The organism is Streptomyces sp. NPDC057438, from assembly GCF_042802995.1.
Lineage (GTDB): Bacteria > Actinomycetota > Actinomycetes > Streptomycetales > Streptomycetaceae > Streptomyces.
Genome location: NZ_JBHVDD010000045.1, coordinates 31,435 through 50,919 on the forward strand (window position 1 = coordinate 31,435; position 19,485 = coordinate 50,919).

A 19,485-nucleotide genomic window follows, 5' to 3' on the forward strand; every position below is an offset into this window, starting at 1 on the left:
GGCGCGATCCGCATTCCTATGATGGGCGCACACACCGGCGGGCCGCTGCGACCAGGCAGTCCGATCCGGTGCAGATGCGGGCGATGGTGGTGGAGGGGTCGATGACGCAGGGGGCCGGTCAGGGACCCGAGGTGCGGACGCCGACGGTGCGCGATTTCCGTGTGCCCGCGTACGTCCACGAGGCCGGTCCGTACGGACAGACCACAGAACCGGGCGAGGTCTCCGGGCCCGCCGACGAATCCGAGGGTTACCCCGAGGGGTACACCCCGACGCAGCGCGACCTGCCGGTGATCAACCGGGGTGACACGCTGCAGGTCGTGATCGACCCGGAGGCCGCGGTGGCCGAACAGCCCTCCGCCCGGCCGGGCCCCCTCTTCGTCGTCGGGGACGTCCACGGCTACCTCGACGAGCTCCTCGCCGCGCTCCACGAGAAGGGGCTCGTCGACGACGCGGGCAACTGGTCGGCGGGCACCGCCCGGCTCTGGTTCCTCGGTGACTTCACCGACCGGGGCCCGGACGGCATCGGCGTCATCGACCTCGTGATGCGCCTGTCCGCCGAGGCGGCCGCCGCCGGCGGCTACTGCAAGGCCCTCATGGGCAACCACGAACTGCTGCTGCTCGGCGCCAAGCGGTTCGGCGACACCCCCGTCAACTCCGGCGCGGGCACCGCCACCTTCCAGGCCGCCTGGCTCCTCAACGGCGGCCAGAAGACCGACATGGACCGCCTCCAGGACCACCACCTGCAGTGGATGGCCCGCCTGGACGCCATGGAGGAGGTCGACGGCCACCTCTTGGTGCACTCCGACACCACCGCCTACCGCGACTACGGCGACTCCATCGAGGCCGTCAACGACACCGTCCGCGAGACGATCACGCGCAACGACCCGGACGAGGTCTGGGACCTCTTCCGCAAGTTCACCCGGCGCTTCTCCTTCCGCGACGAGGGCGGCGCCGATGCGGTGCGCTCACTGTTGGAGACCTACGGCGGCACCCGCATCGTGCACGGCCACAGCCCCATCCCGTACCTGCTGGGTGAGGTCGGCTCGGAGGACGGCGAGGACGGAACGGGCCCCTCGGTCGACGGTCCGTACACCTACGCGGACGGTCTGGCCGTCGCCATGGACGGCGGTGTGACCATGGCAGGAAAGCTGCTGGTCCAGGAACTCCCGCTGCGTCCCTGAGCCGACGACGGGCAGGCGTGAGACGTCGGAAGACTTCGTCGGCCAGGGGCCAATTTCTTCGAACCCCCTGTCACCTCCTGCCGTCACCGCTCTACCATCGGCTTATCCGTAGCAGGCTCCCCTCCGTTTCTGCCCGACGGCTCGTCAGCATGCCGAGCCACAAGCCCTACGGAGCATCGGGGGATGCACATGAACAGCGTTCCGCAGCACCTGCTCAGTGAGGACCGCCAGGAGTTCGAGCGGATCCTCGGTGACGTGCTGCGCTCCGCACCACACCGCCCGGAATTCGCCGCCGGCCTCCAGCGGCTCAACACCGAACAGCTGCGCACCATGGCGCTCAACGCCACGGCGATCATCACAGCCGCCGCGGCCACCGAGTACCAGTACTACGTAAAGGTCCGCGACGAGTTCCGCAGCCCCCCGTCGGCCACCGCGCCCGCCCCTGAGCGGACGACGTCCGGCACCGGCGAACCGGACGGCACCGCAGTGAGCCTCGCGGCCACCGTGGGCGAGGTCACCGAGGCGGCCGGCGCGGGCGCCGGTGCCATCGCCGCGGTACTCGCTCCCGTCCTCGCCGGGACCGCCGCGGTGCTCTTCCTGCTGCTGGGGTATGTCATGAAGGCGCTCGACCCCGAGCGGGCGATCGCCGAGACCCTGCTCACCACGGGGTGGGTCTTCGGCGCGGTCACCGCGGCCGCGATCCTGGTGGCCGCCATCGGTCTCCTGCTCACCGCCCTGCGGAACAACGCCACCGCCCTCCTGGACGACGGAGCCCGCAGCGAGCTGAACGAGGAAGTGACCCGGGCCAGGGAAGCCTGGCGCGACACGCTTCTGGAGCGCGGCATCCTGCCGTTCCTCCGCGACGCCCTCGCCAACCCGAGCCCGGCACTGCTGAACGAGCCGGACCCGCCGGCTCCGCCCAGCCGTATGCCGCACCTCGGATACAACCGCCCGAGCTTCAGCAGCAGCCCGGACAGCGGCAGCTCACGCTCCCGCCCCAGCTTCAGCAGTCCGGACTTCTCCAGCCCGGACTTCGGCGGACCGGAACACCAGCCCGAATAGGACCGACGCGCCGGCCGCCCTCCCGGACATCTGGCGGGCACCGGCATCCTCCCGCCCAACCCGCACCTGTCCGCAGCAGACCGCACGGCAGCCGCCCGCCCAGGCGGCGCGCCCTTCTGTCCGAGGGGGCGCGGCCTTCTGTCCGGTGGCCGACCAGGAAGATCCCTCGTCGCACGGGCGGCGACGACCATGGTCCGCACCTCGTGCGTCGTCGGCGGCGGTCCCGGCTTCGACGCGCCCCGATCCAGGCCCGCCGCATGCCGGAGAGAGCCTCGCACAGCCATGGGAGAGCGCCGAGAGAAGCCCGAGATCATCGGATCAGATGATGCCCGCCCGACCGGCGGCAGTCACCCAGGCCGGGAACTCGGACAGGAGACGGTCGTACAGCTCCTGGTCGGGAACGGTACCGATGTCGTCCACGGCGAAGAATCCCACGTTGTCGACGCGACGGCCGGGCAACGTGTCGAAGCGTTCCAGCACTCCGTAGTTGGCCCGTCCCAGCCCCACGAACTGCCAGAAGATCGGCTCCTCTACGGCATCCCTCAGTTCTCGCTCGATCAGGGCGTCGCGGTAGACACCTCCGTCGGAGAAGAACAGGACCAAAGTGGGGGCATCGGCCGGATTTCCCCGGACGTAGGTACGAACCTGGGCGATCGCCTTCTGTTCCTCGTTCTGGATACCGACCGTCCGCATGTCGACCTGGCCTTCCACCAGCCCTCTGGCCGGCTTCTTGCCACGGCGGAAGAGGCTCATCTGCCCTACCCGCACATGCAGTTGCAGCCAGGCCGGAAGCTCCCCGATGCGCAGGTCGGGCAGCCGCGCCGCGTGCGAAGCGAAGGTCCAGGCCTGCATCTGACCGTCGTCGTCCAGCTGCGCGGCAACCGCCGCCATGCGCTCCACCACGTCGGCGACGATGCCCTTGGAGTAGAGGAAGGACATGGATCCGGAGGCATCCAGGACCAGAACGACGCGGGCGGTGACTCCCTCCGCACCGTGCTTCCTGAGACTGACGGCCACCTGTTCCTTACGCAGTGACAGACGCTTGCGCATGTCGACGGGCAGCCGTTCCTCGTCCTTGTCCAGACGCGGGCCTGCCGGTGCCGAGGCAGGCGCCGGTGACGGCGCTGCAAGAGGTCGCCCGGCGGCCGGAACGGTGGGTGCCGTGGCCGGAACAGGCGGCGTGGCAGTCGGCGGGACCACGGACGGATCCGAGGACGGGTCGTCGACGGTGATGCCGAAATCGGAGGCCAGCCCCGCGAGTCCTGAGGCGTATCCCTGGCCGACCGCACGGAACTTCCACTGCCCCGCCCGCAGATACAGCTCGCCGCCGATGAACGCGGTCTCCGTCCCCGCCTCCATGGCGAAGTGCGCGATCTCGGTCCGAGTCCCCGCGTCCCACAGCCGCAAGGTCAGTCCGGGCACCTGGCCGAATGTCCCGCCGTCGGCCGACGCACACAGCAGGACCCGCTCGACCACGGGTTCGAGCGCACGCAGGTCCACCTCGACCGTGTCGGTCAGGGCACCGTCGGCACTCTGCTTCCCACGGTGTGCCACGGCGTTCGACGCGTGCCGAGGCTGGTTGTAGAAGACGAAGTCACCGTCGTCGCGTACGCGTCCGACATCGGTGAGCAGCAACGCGGAAGCGTCGACATCGGGTACGCCGGGGCCTTCGGACCACGTCAGTTCGACACGTACCGAAGAGGAGTCGACGGGAAGGTTGGCACCCTTGCTCAGTGCTCTCGCTGTCATGGAGGCAGTCTGCCCGCCGAGGGCGCGGGAGGGCAGACCTGCCGCGATCCGGACAGACCTGCCGCGGTCCGCCGGCGGGTGATGCCCCGGAACGCCGGGGCATCACACGCCGGCCCTCACTCCGCCAGCGGCAGATACACCCGGTTCCCGCCCTGTGCGAACTCCTTGGACTTCTGGAGCATCCCCTCGGCTATCTCGTCCTGGGACGTCCCCTCGGCCGCCGCGCCACCGAACCGCTCCGTGATGCTGCGGCTGATCTTCATCGAGCAGAACTTCGGCCCGCACATGGAGCAGAAGTGGGCCGTCTTGGCCGGCTCCGCCGGGAGCGTCTCGTCGTGGAACGCACGAGCCGTGTCGGGATCGAGGGCCAGGTTGAACTGGTCCTCCCAGCGGAACTCGAAGCGGGCGTCCGACAACGCGTCGTCCCACGCCTGTGCGCCCGGGTGCCCCTTGGCCAGGTCCGCCGCATGAGCAGCGATCTTGTAGGTGATGACGCCCGTCTTCACGTCGTCACGATCGGGCAGCCCCAGGTGCTCCTTGGGCGTGACATAGCAGAGCATCGCGGTGCCCCACCACGCGATCATCGCGGCACCGATGCCCGAGGTGATGTGGTCGTACGCCGGGGCGATATCCGTGGTCAGCGGGCCGAGCGTATAGAACGGAGCCTCGTCGCAGATCTCCTGCTGCAGCTCGATGTTCTCCTTGATCTTGTGCATCGGGACATGTCCCGGGCCCTCGATCATCGTCTGTACCTGGAAACCCTTGGCGATCGCGTTGAGTTCCCCGAGCGTGCGCAACTCCGCGAACTGCGCCTCGTCGTTGGCGTCCGCGATGGACCCCGGCCGCAGACCGTCGCCCAGCGAGTACGTCACGTCGTAGGCGGCGAGGATCTCGCACAGTTCCGCGAAGTTCTCGTAGAGGAACGACTCCTTGTGGTGGGCCAGGCACCAGGCCGCCATGATCGAGCCGCCGCGCGAGACGATGCCGGTCTTTCGGTTCGCGGTGAGCGGTACGTACGCCAGGCGCACACCCGCGTGGACCGTCATGTAGTCGACGCCCTGCTCGGCCTGCTCGATGACCGTGTCCTTGTAGATCTCCCAGGTCAGCTCCTCGGCCCGGCCGTCGACCTTCTCCAGTGCCTGGTAGAGCGGCACGGTGCCGATGGGCACGGGGGAGTTGCGCAGCACCCACTCGCGGGTGGTGTGGATGTTCCGGCCCGTGGACAGGTCCATGACCGTGTCGGCGCCCCAGCGGGTCGCCCAGGTCATCTTCTCGACCTCCTCCTCGATGGAGGAGGTGACCGCGGAGTTGCCGATGTTGGCGTTGACCTTCACCAGGAACCGCTTGCCGATGATCATCGGCTCGATCTCCGGGTGGTTCACGTTCGCGGGCAGTACGGCCCTGCCCGCGGCGATCTCCTCACGGACGACCTCGGGCGAGACGTTCTCCCGTACGGCCACGTACTCCATCTCCGGGGTGATCTCCCCGCGCCGTGCGTAGGCGAGCTGCGTCACCGCCCGGCCGTCGCGGCTCCGGAGCGGCTGACGTGGCCGCCCCGGGAACACCGCGTCGAGGTTGCGCAGTCCGCCGCGCGGCGAGGTGTGCTTGATCCCGTCGTCCTCGGGGCGCACGGGGCGGCCCGCGTACTCCTCGGTGTCTCCCCGGGCGATGATCCAGTTCTCGCGAACGGGAAGCAGCCCCCGCCGCACGTCGGTCTCCACCGCCGGATCGGTGTACGGGCCGGAGGTGTCGTACAAGGTGACGGACTGTCCGTTGGTCAGGTGCACCTGGCGGACCGGCACCCGCAGATCGGGGCGAGAGCCCTCGATGTACGCCTTGTGCCAGCCGATGGACTTCCCGGCCTCCAGGGGCTGTTGACTCGCGGTTTCTTCGCCCTCGGACGGAGCGGATGTCCCGCCCGTCTGACTGGAGGCAGGCGTGCGTGTGTCCTCGATGGTCATGAGACCTACTCCCTACGCCGGCATTACCCGGTAACAGGTTCAGCGGTCGACGCAGCGATTTCCGCCCGGCGATGTTCCACGTGAAACATCGCGTCTGCGGAGGTCAGCGCCCTCTCAGCCCGGTGCTCCGAGCTCCCGCGTGTGCAAAGGTGCCTCCACGCTAGCGGCAGATGTGGCGCGGTGAACAGTGGGCATCGCTCGTTCTTGCGATGATCGGTCGGTGACCACGACGCAGCAGCCCCCACCTCCGCCCCCCGAGCCTCCCCACGGTCATGGCCCCGGAAGCGGTCATGGGCATGGATCCGACGGCGGCCACGGCTACGGTCCAGGAGGCGGCCACGGCTCCGGCGGCGGCCGGGGCTCCGGGGACGGCCACGGACACGGCCCGTCCTCCGGCGGCCACGGGCACTCCCACAGTCACGGCCCGGCCGCTCCCGTTTCGCAGCACCTGCGCAAGGTCATCGCGGCGGTGCTGATCCCCTTCGCGACCGCAGTCGTCGTCGGCCTCGTCGTGCTCTGGCCCGGCGGCGCCCCCGGGCACGAGCGCACCGGTGTGGGCTTCGACCGGCAGACACAGCAGGCCACTGTCACAAAGGTCGACGAGGTCGCCTGTTCGTCGGTGAACGCCTCGGGCGATTCCCCGACCGGCAACACCTCCACCGCCGAGGGATCCTCCGCCCAGCAACAGGCCGACGGCACCTGCAAGAAGGCCACGATCCGCGTCGACACCGGCGACGACAAGGGCCGTACGTTCACAGAGATCGTTCAGCCGGACCAGTCGCGGCAACTGGAGCAGGGCCAGGAGGTCGTGGTCGCGTACGAGCCCGCCGCGCCCAAGGACCTGCAGTACTCGGTCACCGATGTGAACCGGAAGCTCCCGATGGCTCTGCTCGCCGGGATCTTCGCCCTCGCCGTCGTGGTGGTGGGCCGGATGCGCGGTGTCATGGCCCTGGTGGCGCTCGCCATCAGCTTCATGGTGCTGACCCTCTTCATCCTGCCGGCCATCCTCCAGGGCTCGAACCCCCTGGTGGTGGCGGTGATCGGGGCAAGCGCCATCATGCTGATCGCCCTGTACATGTGCCATGGGCTCTCGGCCCGGACCTCCGTGGCGGTCATCGGCACCCTGATCTCGCTGCTACTCATCGGCCTGCTGGGTTCGGGCTTCATCGGCTGGGCCTATCTGACCGGCAACACCGACGACAACACCGGTCTGATCCACGGGCTGTACCCGACGATCGACATGAGCGGTCTGCTGCTCGCGGGCGTCATCATCGGCTCGCTCGGTGTACTCGACGACGTGACGGTCACCCAGACCTCGGCGGTCTGGGAGCTGCACGAGGCCAATCCGGCGATGGGCTGGCGGGGGCTGTACCGCGCCGGCATCCGGATCGGCAGGGACCACATCGCGTCGGTGGTCAACACCCTCGTCCTCGCCTACGCCGGTGCCGCGCTGCCCCTGCTGCTGCTCTTCTCGATCGCGCAGAGCAGTGTCGGCACGGTCGCCAACAGCGAACTGGTCGCCGAGGAGATCGTGCGCACGCTCGTCGGTTCGATCGGTCTGGTGGCTTCGGTGCCGGTGACCACCGCGCTGGCAGCCCTGGTCGTCTCGGCCGACCGCCCGGGTGCCCCCGAAGCGGCCGCCGTGCCCGCTCCGGCACGTGGGGGACGAGGCCGCCGCCGCAAGCGCTGAAGCGTTACGGCACCCCGGCGCCGTAACGGTTCATCCCGCGCTCTGCTCCTCCGCCAGGATGCGGTCCAGAGCCTCGTCGAGCAGCGTGTCGAAGTCGGCGAGGGAGCGCTCCTGCCCCAGCGGCACGAGCTTGTCCGTACGGTCGAGGAAGGCCACCAGCGGCGCCGTGCCGACCCGGAACATGGCCTGGTCGGTGCCCACCTGAAGCCGGATCAGGACCTCGCCGAAGGTTTCCGGCTCGGCGGGCGCGATGTGCACGTCCCCGTCCCCGCACGGCCGTCCGACACCGTCGATGAGAAGCTCCCGCCCGAAGGCCCAGGTCACCGGGGCATCGCCGGGGAGGTGAAAGGTCAGGCGCACGGCATAGGGATCGCAGGTCTCGTAACGGAGCTCCACCGGGATGCGGAAGGAGAGCTCCTCCGAGACGAGGAAGCTCATCATGACCTCTGCCTGTACCGACTCGCGCATCGCCTACCCCGCCGTGTTCGTCGACTGGCCAGGAATCATCCGCCTGACACCTCTGGAAGTTTGCTGAAAGTACACGAGAGATCACAAGGAGTGATTTTTCAGATGCTGATAGAGATCGCGAGTGTCCCTAGCAGGTTTCCGATCTCGGTCTGCAACTGGCGGGCGAGGGGCAGCAGCCGGTCCGCCTGGTGCGAGGGCAGCGAGATGGCGAGCGTCCCGGCGGTCGGCCCCACGGTGACGGGCAGAGCGGCGCAGACCGTGCCCAGGGCGTACTCCTGTCGCTCCACGACCGGTTCCATCCGTCCCATGCGGTCCAGGCGCCGCAGCAGCGTCTCGTCGTCACGGACGGTGTACGGGGTGAGGGACCGCACCGGATAGCGGTCCAGGTGGTCGCGGCGAGCCTCGTCGCTCAACTGGGACAGCAGACACTGCCCGATGGCGTGGGCGTGACCCGTCTCGCGGAAGTCGGCCCACTCCGCGACCGCCGGCATGTTCGGGCTGTCGGCGACGCACTTGACCTCGATCTCACCGTCCCGGTAGATCGCGAAGTACACCGGCACGCCCAGGGTGTCCCGCCAGTGCGCCAGAGCCTCACTCACCGTGCTGCGACGTTTCTGCTGCGCTCCGCTGCTGCTCAGCCGCTCGGCCGCCTCGCCCAGGAAGAACAGCCCCTTCTCGCGGCGCAGATAGCCTTCATGGACCAGGGTGCGGAGCAGGTGGTACGCCGTGGGCAGCGCGAGCCCGGCGTCCCGTGCCAACTGTTTGGCGGGTGCGCCGTGTTCCCGCTCCGCCACGGCCTCCAGCAGTCGCATCGCGCGCTGCACGGAGCCGATCAGAGTGCCGGAGTTCGCCTCCGCCGCGGTGGGTGGCGCGGGGGACGGGATACGGGCCCCACGCACCGGACCGTGTCCGGGCGGCGCCCCGGGGCGTACGGGCCCCGACGGCGGCCGGGACCTGGTCGGCGGCGCCAGTGGCTGTGTCTGCGCGCGAACCGTCGGAGCAGATGCCCGGGTCCGCGGCTGTGTCTGTGCCCGCGTCTCTGTCTGTGGACGCGTGGGTGTCGCCGCGGGGTCGGGGCATCGCGCCTTCTCCTCCCCCGGCGACGTGCGCGGCTGGACGGGGGGAGCCGGGGTCTTCGACGTCGTACGTGGCGAGGGCTGAGGGACGAGCGCGTCCGCCTCCCGGACGCGCGCGTGCTCGGCGGCGACCGCCGGTGTCGAACGAGGGCCCGGCTGTGTGGGCGGAACCGCGCTCTGTGCCGACCAAGAGCGGGGCCGGGCGGAAGCGGAATGGGGTTCAGCGGATGCCGTGTCAGCCATGGCCAAGGTCACTCCCGAAGCGCGAGGGGGGCCGCCCGTGCGGGGGACACGGGAGGGAGATGCGCCGCCCGCGGGACCGAACCCGCGACGAGTTCCCGGACTCTAGCCGCCCCTCACCGCTCGTCGACGGCCTCGCCGGGAAACTTCCCCCTGGCGAGGGAACCTCACGTTCCTGTTACCGCCGTGCCCTGACCGGCCTCACCCACTCACGCCTCACCTGTTGCGCGACGCCGAGGCCTCACCAGTCGCCGCGCGAGGTCGAGCCCGTCGTGAACTTCTTGACGACGTAGATCAGTCCGCCGACCAGCGCCACGAAGACGAGCACCTTGAAGAGCAGGCTCACCACGACCTGGACGACGCTGACTATCAGCCCTCCGAACACCAACAGGGCGATGACCGGCACCGCGATCCACTTCACCCACCACGGCATCCCCGCGAAGATCTCCCGCATCGCCCCTGCTCCTTGTGTCTCCACCCGTCGCCCCGCCACCGCGGGGCACTCGTTCCGGGCCTTCTGCTGTCCTGCCTCGATGCTAGGGGGACGCGCGGGCCGTCCGGGGGCTTCGCACCCCTTGTCCGTCCCTGATCGTCCCCCTAGGGAACACCGTGGCGGACGTCAGCCCTCCGGTGGAGAGAACACCACCACGACCCTCAGGTCCTCGGTGATGTGATGGAACTTGTGGGCGACCCCGGCAGGCACGTACACGACACTGCCGCGCGCGACCTGGGTGGTCTCCAGGCCGACCGTGATCGCCGCTCGGCCGCTCACCACGAGGTACACCTCGTCCTGGCTGTGCGGCTTCTGCGGATCGAGTTCGCCGGCATCGAGCGCGTACAGGCCGACCGACATGTTCCGCTCGCGCAGGAACTGCAGATAGGCACCGTCATTGGCGGCGCGTTCCGCCTCCAGTTCATCCAACCGGAATGCCTTCATCGACTTAGTCGCCCCTGCCCAGTGCTCGTACCGATCGCTTCTGCCACGATCAGACACATGATGAATTTCCTAGTCAAGACGATCGCCAACGCGGGCGCCCTGGCGGTCGCCGTCTGGCTGCTCGACAAGATCACACTGACCGGTGACAGCACGGGCAAGGAGGTCGGCACCCTGCTGCTGGTCGCGCTCGTGTTCGGCCTGGTCAACGCCGTGGTCAAGCCGCTCGTGAAGCTGCTGACCCTTCCGCTGTTCATAGTGACGCTCGGGCTGTTCACCCTGGTCGTGAACGCCCTGATGCTGCTCCTCACCTCCTGGCTGGCCGACATCCTCGACCTGAGCTTCCACGTGGAGGGCTTCTGGACCGCCGTCCTCGGTGGGCTGATCATCTCGATCGTCTCCTGGGCGCTCTCCCTCGTCCTGCCCGACGGGGACTGAGGTCCGGCATGACCTATCGAGTCTGTTTCGTCTGTACCGGCAACATCTGCCGTTCCCCGATGGCCGAGTCCGTCTTCCGCGCCCGGCTGGAGGAGGCCGGGCTGGAGGGCCTGGTCGAGGTCGACAGCGCGGGCACCGGCGGCTGGCACGAGGGCGACGCCGCCGATCCGCGCACCGTCTCCGTCCTGGAGGCGAACGGATACTCCGGCGACCACGCGGCGCGTCAGTTCCAGGTCTCCTGGTTCTCCCGCCTCGACCTCGTCATCGCCCTCGACGAGGGCCATCTCAAGGCGCTGCGGCGCCTCGCGCCGACCGCGGCGGACGCGGGCAAGATCCGGCTGCTGCGCTCGTACGACCCCGCCGTCGGCGACGACCTAGACGTTCCGGATCCCTACTACGGGGACAGGGACGGCTTCGAGGAGTGTCTGGAGCTGGTGGAGGCGGCGAGCCCCGGCCTGCTGGCCGCCGTACGCGCCGAGGTGGAGGGACGGGCCGCATGAGCGCGGAGAACCCCGCCGCGGGGCCCGGAGACGGCACCCGCGCGGTGAGGGCGGGCCTGCCCGAGCCCGTCAAGCACGAACCGACCCTCCCCGGGCCGGTCTTCGCCGCCCACTACCACCTGCCGGGCGAGCCCACCGGCCCGTACGCCTACGGGCGCGACCAGAACCCCACCTGGACGCTCCTGGAACGCGCCATCGGCGAACTGGAGGCACCCGGACAGGACGATGCCGAGACGCTCACCTTCTCCTCCGGGATGGCGGCCATCTCGGCGGTCCTCTTCTCCCAGCTGCGCTCCGGCGACGTCCTGGTCCTGCCGAGCGACGGCTACAACGTGCTGCCGCTGGCAGGGGAACAGCTGCGGTCGTACGGCATCGAGGTGCGCAGCGCGCCGACGGGCGGCGACGCCCAGCTCGACGCCCTCGACGGCGCCGGGCTGCTCTGGCTGGAGACACCGTCGAACCCGGGGCTGGACGTGTGCGACGTACGGCGGCTCACCGAGGCGGCACACGCGCGCGGCTGTCTCGTGGCCGTCGACAACACCCTGGCGACCCCGCTCGGGCAGCGGCCGCTGGAGCTGGGCGCCGACTTCGCCGTGGCCAGCGGCACCAAGCAGCTGACCGGACACGGGGACGTGCTCCTCGGATACGTCGTCGGGCGTGACGCCTCACTGATGGCCTCGGTGCGGCGCTGGCGCAAGATCGTCGGCGCGATCCCGGGCCCGATGGAGGCCTGGCTCGCGCATCGGTCGCTCGCCACACTCCAGTTGCGCGCCGACCGGCAGAGCACCAACGCCCTCGCCGTGGCCGAGGCACTCAGCCAACGGCCCGAGGTCACCGGGCTGCGTTACCCGGGGCTTCCCGACGACCCCTCTCACAAGATCGCCTCGCAGCAGATGAGGCGCTATGGCTGCGTGGTGTCGTTCACGTTGCCCACGCGCGCGCGTGCCGACCGTTTCCTCGACGCGCTCCGCCTGGTGGACGACGCCACGAGTTTCGGAGGGGTGCGTTCCACCGCTGAGCGGCGCGGCCGTTGGGGGGGCGACGCGGTTCCGGAGGGTTTCATCCGCTTCTCGGCCGGGGCGGAGGACACAGCCGATCTGGTTGCCGATGTACTGCGTGCGCTGTCGGTGGCCGACGGCTAGCCCGTCACCGCGCACGACGGACGGTCCGAGCCTCCCCCCTCGTGGCTCGGACCGTCCCCGGTTCCGCGCGCGAAGAACCGCGCGAACAAGGCTAGTTGACTCTGTGTCAGTGTCCAATCACAGTAGCGACAGAGGCCTATCGGCTTATTTATGGTTGGTCACTCCGGGGCGGTGAGGGGAGGACAAGCATGGATCTGGCCTTACTGCGCACGTTCGTGACCGTGCACCGGGCCGGCTCCTTCACCCGTGCCGCCGCACTGCTCGGTCTCTCGCAGCCGGCCGTCACGTCGCAGATACGCACCCTGGAACGCCAGCTGGGCCGCCCGCTCTTCCTTCGCCAGGCCCGCGGGGTGATACCGACGACCATCGGCGACGAGCTGGCGCACAAGGCAGCTCCGCATCTCGACGCACTGGTGGAGATCGCCGAGACCGGCCTCGACGACGACTCCTCCTTACGGACCCTCCATCTCGCCGGACCTCCGGAGTTCACCGCCGAGCGGGCCCTGCCCGCCCTCGCCGAGCTGACCGGGGACGACGGCCAGGGCTTCGCCCTGCGGGTGTCCTTCGGCAACTCCGACAAGGCCCTGGAGGGCCTCGCTGCGGGGCACCACGACCTGGCCATCACCACCACCCAGCCTCGCGGCGCACTGCTCACCGCGACCCCCCTCTGCGACGAGGAGCACGTCCTGGTCGCCGCCCCGCGCTGGGCGGACGAGATCGGACCCGAGAAGCTGCGTCACGCGGGGACACACGCACTGCAGGGCCTTCCCGTCGTCGAGGTACACGAGTCAATGCCCTTCGTCGCCCGATTCTGGGCGACGGTCTTCGACACCCGGCCCGCCGCCTCCGGCACCGTCGTGGTCCCCGACCTCCGGGCCGTCCTGGCCTGTGCCGTCTCGGGCGCCGGACTTGCCGTACTGCCCCGCTATCTGTGCGCCACCGCACTGGACCGCGGTGACGTCGTCGCACTCCTCGACCCCGCGGTACCGCCATTGCGGACCTACTTCCTGGTGATCCGAACCGGGACCCTGGCCATGCCGCACCTCGCACGGGCGCACGAATGGCTGCTGGCAGCCGCTGCGAGCTGGTCCTGAGGCAGCGCCCCGGCCACCCGGCCGAGACGAGCGTCGCCGCACGGCCCACCCGTCGGCTCGGGGGAGACACTCTTCCCCTCCGGCGATGTTTCACGTGGAACATGCAGGGCCACATTTCTCCCATGACCGTACGACCCGTGGTCAAGCGCACCGCGCGCGCCGTTCTGCTCGACGGCGACGACCTGATCCTGATCAAGCGGACCAAGCCAGGCATGGATCCCTACTGGCTCACGCCCGGCGGCGGTGTCGAGCCGGAGGACACCACCGTCGTCGACGCACTCCACCGCGAAGTGCATGAGGAACTCGGCGCGAAGATCACCGATGTCGTGCCCTGTTTCGTGGACACCGTCGAGCACATCGGGGAGGACGGCGGCGCCACCGGTGTGAAGGTCCAGCACTTCTTCGTCTGCCGCCTGGAGTCCATGGACCCCTCCAAGCGGCACGGTCCCGAGATGGACGAGCCCCTGGGCGAGTACGAGATCGTGCGCATCCCCTTCACCCGGGTCGGCATCGCCTCCGTGCATCTCGTCCCGCTCTCCCTGCGGCACTACCTGGACGGCAACATCGAGGGCGTGCGGGCGATGCACGCGCCGGACCTGGGCTGACGCAGCGGTCGCAGGGGCGCTCGGTACGGCGCAGCCGGGAGTCAGTCTCCGGCCGCCACCAGTTCCTCGACCGAGTCGTGCCGTATGCGGTCCGCGGGGATGCCCGCGTCCTTCAACGCGTCGACACCGCTGCGGATCATGCCGGGCGGACCGGACAGATATGCGTCGTACCCGTTCCAGGGCCCGTGGTCACGTATCGCATCGGGCAGTTGGAGCAGCCCGTGCCGGTCCACGACCGGGCGGACCTCCAGCCACGAATTGCTCTGCTGCAGCCGCAGCAGAGTGTCGAGATCGTAGAGGTCCTGGCCTGTGCGGGCCCCGTAGAAGACTTCCACCGGGCGGTTCCGCCCGTGCTCGGCCACATCCTCCACCATGGCCTTGATGGGGGCGATTCCGGTGCCGCCGCCCAGACAGAGCAGTCCGCTGTCGGTGGTGTGATCGACCGTCATCGCGCCGGCCGGCGGGCCCAGTCGCAGGACGTCACCGGGCCGGGCACGGTGCACGAGGGCGTTGGAGACCCAGCCCGCGGAGATCGCCTTCACATGGAACGTCAGCAGCCCGTCCGAGCGGGGCGCCGAGGCGAACGAGTAGTGCCGCCAGATCCGCGGCCACCAGGGGGTCTCCAGGCTGGTGTACTGCCCGGCGAGGAAGGGATACGGCTGGTTCGGACGGACGGTGATCACCGCTATCTCCGCGGTCCTCGGATCGTGCGAGACGACCTCGGCCAGCCACCAGGGCGGCGCCCGCAGTTCGTCCGCAGCCGCCGCGTCGATCATCACCTGGGAGATGGTCGTGTACGCCCGGACCCAGGCCGCCTCGGTCTCGTCGTTCCAGCTCGCCTTGGCGTACCGGCTCAGCGCGCCGATCAGGCACTCGCCGACGGCCGGGTAGTGATCGGCCTGCGTACCGTACTTACGGTGGCCGCGACCGAGATTCTGCAGGTAGTCGACGAGGACCGGAGTGTTGTCGATGTGCTCGGCAGCGGTCAGCAGCGCCTTGAGCAGGCGGTCGCGCTGGGCGTCCATCGCCGGAGGGAACATCGACCGCAGCTCCGGGTGCTGGACGAAGAGCAGCGCGTAGAAGTACGAGGTGACCTTGTCGGCAACGGGCCCGACCTCGGCCATCGTCCGCTGGATGAGAACGGCGTCGGGAGAGGCCGTGGGGCTGCCCGACGAGGTGGGCACGTGGGCGTCGAAGACGGAACGCTCGGAACCGTACTCCTCGGCGGGCTGCGCGACCCGGGCGGGCGGGGAGTGCGGCGGGACACCGGGAGGAGGGTTCACGGAGCTCTGTATTCGCTCCCGTACCGCGCCTGCCCCGGCCCCCTCGGCACCGCTCGGCGGATCCAAGGAACGGCCCACGGGCCGCAGGCCGGCGAGGCGGTACCCCTCGAGCTCCTGTTCCTCGCCTGGGGAGGACGGAGAGGTGCGCGGTGTGAACCAGCCGCCTCCGTCGCTGCCCCCCGAAGTACCGTTGCCGGCCGACGCGGTGGTCGGAGCGTCCATGGTCTGCCTCGCCTCGAACATCTTTCGGTCGATCTACGTACGCCCCACTCGGAAGTCGCACGCTTTCCCCCGCGGACGGCCTTGCTTTTCCCCGTTCGTTCCCCGTTGGCCAATGCGGCCACATTCAATCCGGTCCCACTCCGTACAAACGCGTAGGCGAGAGTGTGACGTGCGCCGCAGCAGTCACCGCAGCGTTCCACAACGCACGAACGCGCCCGGCTCGTAGCGGCAAACGCGGGTCCCTGATCTTCCTGTCCGGTTAGGCTGCATTGAGCTGCGTTCGTACCCCTCACAGGAGACGGCCGCATCTCACTTCGGACACGAACCGGACTCGACCCTACCGGCAGGAACGCCACACACAAGTCCCCCCATCGCGTGCCGGGATTTCCGCGAAAGCGAATCAGTGATTCCTCGGCTGCCGGGCGCGGCGCACCAATTCACAGATGTCCCACAGATCCCGCCCGTGCACGAGTGGGTGTCCGGCCTCAGTCCCGAGCGTCGTGTCCCCCATGGTTCTCGGCCACGGCAAGCCGGTCCCTCCATGCCCGGAGACGGGATGTTTCACGTGAAACATCGGCCTGCGCACTGCACCGCGGCGCCCGGCATGGCCAAAAGGGTGTGCGTCCACCCGCAAACCGGTGGACGCCAAGGCCCACGTCGGACAGCCTGACCTGCGTGCCGACATCTTCCCCCGCCGCTCTGCCCATCCGCCGTCTGACTCCTCGCGATCGCGCCGCCTGCGCCGACCTGTCCGAGGACCGGGGCTGGCCCCGGGAGGAGCACAAGTGGGGGCTCCTCCTCTCGGCCGGCATCGGCTACGGCGTCGATGCTCCCGAGGGCGGTCTCGTCACCGCCTGCGTGGTCACCGAGTACGGCCCCGCGGGCCACCCGGAGCTGGGGGCGATCGGCATGGTGCTGGTCGCCGAGCGGTATGCCCGCCAGGGCATCGGCCGCCGTTTGATGCGCCATGTGCTCGCGGAGATGGGCACGACTCCGCTGACCCTGCATGCGACCCCGTACGGACGCCCGCTCTACGAGGAGCTGGGTTTCAAGGTCACCGGGCAGGCCGAAATGATTCGCGGGCACTTCACACCCGCAGAACCTGACTCCGAGGTCCGCACTCGCCCTGCCACGGCCGGGGATCTGACCACCATCCTCGGGCTCGACGGAGAGGTCTTCGGCACAGACCGCACCCACATGCTCACCCGGCTTCCCGCCTTCGCCGATCAGCTGCGCGTGGCCGAGGAGAACGGCAGGATCATCGGATACGCGGCTGCCTGGCCCAACGTGGACGACCATGTCGTCGGCCCGCTGATCGCCCGTGACACTCGGACGGCGAAGGCACTCATCGCCTCCCTGGCCGCCCACACCGACCGGCCTCTGCGCACCGACATCGACGTACGTCACGAGGATCTGCTGGCGTGGGCGAAGGAACGGGGTCTGGCATCGATCGCCTTCAACTCGGTGATGACCTATGGGCTCGCCGAACTGCCGGGTGACTGGACCCGGCGGTACGCCCCGCTGACCGTGGCTGCGGGCTGAGGCACGGATCCTGCGATGCCGACGGCGGTCAGTGGTGAACGACCGCCTGCCGTGCGCTCACCCCGGCGTCCTCGACAGCGGTGCCCGTGACATTCCCCCCGCGTTCCAGCATCGACGCGACGAACGCCAGAACGAGCGCGCTCCCGGCGAGGGCTGCGCCGACCCAGTTCGGCGCCGTGTAGCCGAGACCGGCGTCGATGACGAGCCCGCCGAGCCAGGCGGCGAGCGCGTTGCCGAGGTTGAAGGCACCGATGTTCACGGCCGAGGCCAGGGTGGGGGCTCCGTGCGCCTGGTCGAGGACCCGCTTCTGCAGCGGCGGCACGGTCGCGAAGCCCAGAGCGCCGACCAGCGTGACGGTCACCGACGCGGCGATCTTGTCGTGGGCGGTGAACGAGAACAGGGCGAGGACGACGGCGAGTGCACCCAGTGAGACGTACAGCATGGGCATCAGCGCGCGGTCGGCGTATGTGCCGCCCACGAGGTTCCCACCGACCATGCCCAGCCCGAAGAGGACGAGAAGCCAGGTGACGGAGGAGTCGGCGAAGCCGGCGACGTGCGTCATCATCGGCGCGATGTAGGTGATGGCCGCGAACACGCCTCCGAAGCCCAGCACTGTCATCGCCATGGCCAGCAGAACCTGGATGTTCCTGAAGGCGGCCAGTTCGTCGCGGAGGCGGACGTCCTGCGGCTTCGGCAGATCGGGGACGAGCCGGGCGATGCCCACCAGGCCCGCGGCACCGAGCGCGGCGACCCCGGCGAACGTGATCCGCCAGCCCAAGCACTGTCCGATCAGGGTACCCAGCGGCACTCCGACGACGTTCGCGACGGTCAGTCCGCTGAACATCATCGCGATGGCCGCGGCCTTCCGGTCCGGGGCGACGAGTTCGGCCGCGACCACCGAGCCGATTCCGAAGAAGGCGCCATGCGCCAGTGAGGCGACCACACGGCCGAGCAGCATGACGGAGAAGGTGGGGGCGAATGTGGAGAGCAGATTGCCCACGATGAAGAGCCCCATCAGGAGCATGAGCATCCGTTTGCGGGACACCCTCGTCCCCAGCGCGGTCATGAACGGCGCTCCGAAGACGACGCCGAGTGCGTAGCCGGTCACGAGGAATCCGGCGGCGGGGATGGAGACCCCGAACTCGCCCGCGACCTCGGGCAGCACTCCCATGATCACGAACTCGGTCGTACCGATGCCGAAGGCGCCGGTCGCCAGTGCCAGGAGCGCGAGAGACATGAGGGCAGGCCTTCCAGAAGAGTGCAGATGCGCTTATCCAGCGTACACATTACTTGCAGACGCTCTATATCGGCTGGCGCGGACAATTGCATGCGTGCCCTATCCTGGGAGTGAGCAGCCCCGGGACGGAGGAACACCGATGACAGCGACGGATCCCGCGCTCACCGCCCTCGCTCAGGGATGGTGCGCCCTCTCCCTGTTGCACGGGCGGATCGAGGCCCGCATCGAACGCGCGCTGCAGTCCGGTCACGGCCTCAGCGTGCGGGAGTACTCCCTGCTGGACGTGCTGAGCCGCCAGCACGACGGCGAGGGCGGGCACCTCCAGATGAAGCAGGTCGCCGACGCGGTCGTCCTCAGCCAGAGCGCCACCACCCGGCTGGTCACCCGTCTCGAGGACCGTGGTCTGCTTGCGCGCTATCTGTGCCCGACCGACCGCCGGGGCATCTACACCGACGTCTCCGAAGCGGGCCTGCTGCTCCTCGCCGAGGCCCGCCCCACCAATGACGCCGCCCTGCGAGAGGCGCTGAACGAGGCGGCCAGGAATCCCGAACTGGCCCCCCTGGTACGCGTCGTGGAGTCGCGGAACGTGTCCGCCTAGGGTGGGCTCATGCGAGACCTCGACATCCGTCCGGCGACCGAGGACGACCTCCCGGAGATCGTCGCGATGCTGGCCGACGACCCTTTGGGCGCCCAGCGTGAATCGCCGGACGACCTCACCCCGTACCTCTCAGCGCTGAAGCGCCTCAGCGGCGACCCCCATCAGCATGTGGTGGTCGCCGTCCGCGAGAACCGCGTCGTCGGCACACTCCAGCTGACGATCATTCCCGGCCTGTCCAGGCGTGGCTCCACCCGTTCGGTCATCGAAGGCGTGCGGGTGCATGCCGACGAGCGCAGCAGCGGTCTCGGCACGCAGCTCATCGAGTGGGCGGTCGACTCCTCGCGGCGCCTGGGATGCCAGTTGGTGCAGCTGACGTCCGACGCCACGCGCGCCGACGCCCACCGCTTCTACGAGCGGCTCGGCTTCGAAGCGACCCACGTGGGCTTCAAGCTGCCTCTCTGAG

19 protein-coding genes and 1 riboswitch are annotated in these 19,485 nt (G+C 69.4%); of the genes, 11 read left to right on the top strand and 8 right to left on the bottom strand.

The annotated features are described in order from the left end of the window. The first annotated feature begins 86 nt into the window (after positions 1-86). Together ACFU5F_RS23770 and ACFU5F_RS23775 are read left to right on the top strand one after the other, a co-directional pair. Positions 87-1,181, top strand: coding sequence for a metallophosphoesterase family protein (locus tag ACFU5F_RS23770; RefSeq protein ID WP_383890723.1), 1,095 nt, complete (start codon positions 87-89; stop codon positions 1,179-1,181). 183 nt (positions 1,182-1,364) lie between these two features. Continuing rightward, positions 1,365-2,243 carry a hypothetical protein gene (locus ACFU5F_RS23775; protein ID WP_383890641.1) on the top strand — a complete coding sequence of 293 codons (879 nt, stop codon included), beginning with the start codon at positions 1,365-1,367 and terminating at the stop codon, positions 2,241-2,243. A 318-nt stretch (positions 2,244-2,561) separates the two neighbouring features. Here ACFU5F_RS23775 and ACFU5F_RS23780 read toward each other — a convergent pair whose 3' ends face one another. After that, positions 2,562-3,992 carry a VWA domain-containing protein gene (locus ACFU5F_RS23780; RefSeq protein WP_383890643.1) on the bottom strand — a complete coding sequence of 477 codons (1,431 nt, stop codon included), beginning with the start codon at positions 3,990-3,992 and terminating at the stop codon, positions 2,562-2,564. Positions 3,993-4,108: 116 nt separating this feature from the next. Continuing rightward, a complete protein-coding gene (gene thiC / locus ACFU5F_RS23785) occupies positions 4,109-5,953 on the bottom strand; it encodes a phosphomethylpyrimidine synthase ThiC (RefSeq protein ID WP_383890646.1) in 1,845 nt (614 codons plus the stop codon). Then, positions 5,946-6,102: riboswitch (TPP riboswitch) on the bottom strand. Its footprint overlaps the gene before it by 8 nt. Before the next feature lie 71 nt (positions 6,103-6,173). Here thiC and ACFU5F_RS23790 point away from each other — a divergent pair. Next, the gene (locus ACFU5F_RS23790) at positions 6,174-7,643 is read left to right on the top strand and encodes a YibE/F family protein (RefSeq protein WP_383890649.1); all 1,470 of its coding nucleotides are present in this window, start codon (positions 6,174-6,176) and stop codon (positions 7,641-7,643) included. 30 nt (positions 7,644-7,673) lie between these two features. On the opposite strand, the gene ACFU5F_RS23795 is transcribed toward ACFU5F_RS23790, so the two are convergent. From ACFU5F_RS23795 to ACFU5F_RS23810, 4 genes are all read right to left on the bottom strand, one after another. After that, on the bottom strand, positions 7,674-8,111 hold the full coding sequence (locus tag ACFU5F_RS23795) for an SsgA family sporulation/cell division regulator (RefSeq protein WP_383890652.1): 438 nt from the start codon (positions 8,109-8,111) through the stop codon (positions 7,674-7,676). A gap of 98 nt (positions 8,112-8,209) precedes the next feature. Continuing rightward, positions 8,210-8,935, bottom strand: coding sequence for an IclR family transcriptional regulator (locus ACFU5F_RS23800; protein WP_383890654.1), 726 nt, complete (start codon positions 8,933-8,935; stop codon positions 8,210-8,212). A gap of 733 nt (positions 8,936-9,668) precedes the next feature. After that, a complete protein-coding gene (locus ACFU5F_RS23805) occupies positions 9,669-9,881 on the bottom strand; it encodes a DUF5326 family protein (protein WP_383890656.1) in 213 nt (70 codons plus the stop codon). 165 nt (positions 9,882-10,046) lie between these two features. After that, a complete protein-coding gene (locus tag ACFU5F_RS23810; RefSeq protein ID WP_383890659.1) occupies positions 10,047-10,364 on the bottom strand; it encodes a cupin domain-containing protein in 318 nt (105 codons plus the stop codon). 57 nt (positions 10,365-10,421) lie between these two features. Here ACFU5F_RS23810 and ACFU5F_RS23815 point away from each other — a divergent pair, with 57 nt between their 5' ends. The 5 genes from ACFU5F_RS23815 (at position 10,422) to ACFU5F_RS23835 (ending at position 14,140) form a co-directional block, all read left to right on the top strand. After that, positions 10,422-10,799: a phage holin family protein gene (locus tag ACFU5F_RS23815; RefSeq protein WP_383890661.1), complete on the top strand. Its 378-nt coding sequence runs from the start codon at positions 10,422-10,424 to the stop codon at positions 10,797-10,799. An 8-nt stretch (positions 10,800-10,807) separates the two neighbouring features. Continuing rightward, on the top strand, positions 10,808-11,299 hold the full coding sequence (locus ACFU5F_RS23820) for a low molecular weight protein-tyrosine-phosphatase (protein WP_383890664.1): 492 nt from the start codon (positions 10,808-10,810) through the stop codon (positions 11,297-11,299). Then, positions 11,296-12,441: a cystathionine gamma-lyase gene (locus ACFU5F_RS23825; protein WP_383890666.1), complete on the top strand. Its 1,146-nt coding sequence runs from the start codon at positions 11,296-11,298 to the stop codon at positions 12,439-12,441. The genes ACFU5F_RS23820 and ACFU5F_RS23825 overlap by 4 nt, the downstream gene beginning before the upstream one ends. A gap of 188 nt (positions 12,442-12,629) precedes the next feature. After that, the gene (locus ACFU5F_RS23830) at positions 12,630-13,535 is read left to right on the top strand and encodes a LysR family transcriptional regulator (RefSeq protein WP_383890669.1); all 906 of its coding nucleotides are present in this window, start codon (positions 12,630-12,632) and stop codon (positions 13,533-13,535) included. 122 nt (positions 13,536-13,657) lie between these two features. Continuing rightward, positions 13,658-14,140 (top strand): NUDIX domain-containing protein, encoded by a 483-nt coding sequence (locus ACFU5F_RS23835; protein WP_013002277.1) that lies wholly within the window; start codon positions 13,658-13,660, stop codon positions 14,138-14,140. A gap of 41 nt (positions 14,141-14,181) precedes the next feature. Here the strand turns inward: ACFU5F_RS23835 and ACFU5F_RS23840 are convergent, their stop codons facing one another. After that, entirely contained in the window at positions 14,182-15,666 is a 1,485-nt protein-coding gene (locus ACFU5F_RS23840) for a globin domain-containing protein (RefSeq protein WP_383890673.1), read from the bottom strand. Between the two features lie 654 nt (positions 15,667-16,320). Here ACFU5F_RS23840 and ACFU5F_RS23845 point away from each other — a divergent pair. Further along, positions 16,321-17,187 (top strand): GNAT family N-acetyltransferase, encoded by an 867-nt coding sequence (locus ACFU5F_RS23845; protein WP_383890676.1) that lies wholly within the window; start codon positions 16,321-16,323, stop codon positions 17,185-17,187. Between the two features lie 28 nt (positions 17,188-17,215). On the opposite strand, the gene ACFU5F_RS23850 is transcribed toward ACFU5F_RS23845, so the two are convergent. Then, positions 17,216-18,424, bottom strand: coding sequence for an MFS transporter (locus tag ACFU5F_RS23850; RefSeq protein WP_383890678.1), 1,209 nt, complete (start codon positions 18,422-18,424; stop codon positions 17,216-17,218). Between the two features lie 139 nt (positions 18,425-18,563). On the opposite strand from ACFU5F_RS23850, the gene ACFU5F_RS23855 reads away from it, so the two are divergent. Next, a complete protein-coding gene (locus ACFU5F_RS23855; RefSeq protein WP_383890681.1) occupies positions 18,564-19,022 on the top strand; it encodes a MarR family winged helix-turn-helix transcriptional regulator in 459 nt (152 codons plus the stop codon). Between the two features lie 9 nt (positions 19,023-19,031). Continuing rightward, positions 19,032-19,484: a GNAT family N-acetyltransferase gene (locus tag ACFU5F_RS23860; RefSeq protein WP_383890684.1), complete on the top strand. Its 453-nt coding sequence runs from the start codon at positions 19,032-19,034 to the stop codon at positions 19,482-19,484. Position 19,485 lies beyond the last annotated feature (1 nt).

Bases quoted from the DNA above. Each gene is read 5' to 3' on its own strand.
- ACFU5F_RS23820 (WP_383890664.1), top strand. From the start codon at position 10,808: ATGACCTATCGAGTCTGTTTCGTCTGTACCGGCAACATCTGCCGTTCC.
- ACFU5F_RS23860 (WP_383890684.1), top strand. From the start codon at position 19,032: ATGCGAGACCTCGACATCCGTCCGGCGACCGAGGACGACCTCCCGGAG.
- ACFU5F_RS23795 (WP_383890652.1), bottom strand. From the start codon at position 8,111: ATGCGCGAGTCGGTACAGGCAGAGGTCATGATGAGCTTCCTCGTCTCG.
- ACFU5F_RS23825 (WP_383890666.1), top strand. From the start codon at position 11,296: ATGAGCGCGGAGAACCCCGCCGCGGGGCCCGGAGACGGCACCCGCGCG.
- ACFU5F_RS23775 (WP_383890641.1), top strand. From the start codon at position 1,365: ATGCACATGAACAGCGTTCCGCAGCACCTGCTCAGTGAGGACCGCCAG.
- ACFU5F_RS23810 (WP_383890659.1), bottom strand. From the start codon at position 10,364: ATGAAGGCATTCCGGTTGGATGAACTGGAGGCGGAACGCGCCGCCAAT.
- ACFU5F_RS23830 (WP_383890669.1), top strand. From the start codon at position 12,630: ATGGATCTGGCCTTACTGCGCACGTTCGTGACCGTGCACCGGGCCGGC.
- ACFU5F_RS23805 (WP_383890656.1), bottom strand. From the start codon at position 9,881: ATGCGGGAGATCTTCGCGGGGATGCCGTGGTGGGTGAAGTGGATCGCG.
- ACFU5F_RS23835 (WP_013002277.1), top strand. From the start codon at position 13,658: ATGACCGTACGACCCGTGGTCAAGCGCACCGCGCGCGCCGTTCTGCTC.
- ACFU5F_RS23815 (WP_383890661.1), top strand. From the start codon at position 10,422: ATGATGAATTTCCTAGTCAAGACGATCGCCAACGCGGGCGCCCTGGCG.
- ACFU5F_RS23855 (WP_383890681.1), top strand. From the start codon at position 18,564: ATGACAGCGACGGATCCCGCGCTCACCGCCCTCGCTCAGGGATGGTGC.
- thiC (WP_383890646.1), bottom strand. From the start codon at position 5,953: ATGACCATCGAGGACACACGCACGCCTGCCTCCAGTCAGACGGGCGGG.
- ACFU5F_RS23850 (WP_383890678.1), bottom strand. From the start codon at position 18,424: ATGTCTCTCGCGCTCCTGGCACTGGCGACCGGCGCCTTCGGCATCGGT.
- ACFU5F_RS23780 (WP_383890643.1), bottom strand. From the start codon at position 3,992: ATGACAGCGAGAGCACTGAGCAAGGGTGCCAACCTTCCCGTCGACTCC.
- ACFU5F_RS23840 (WP_383890673.1), bottom strand. From the start codon at position 15,666: ATGTTCGAGGCGAGGCAGACCATGGACGCTCCGACCACCGCGTCGGCC.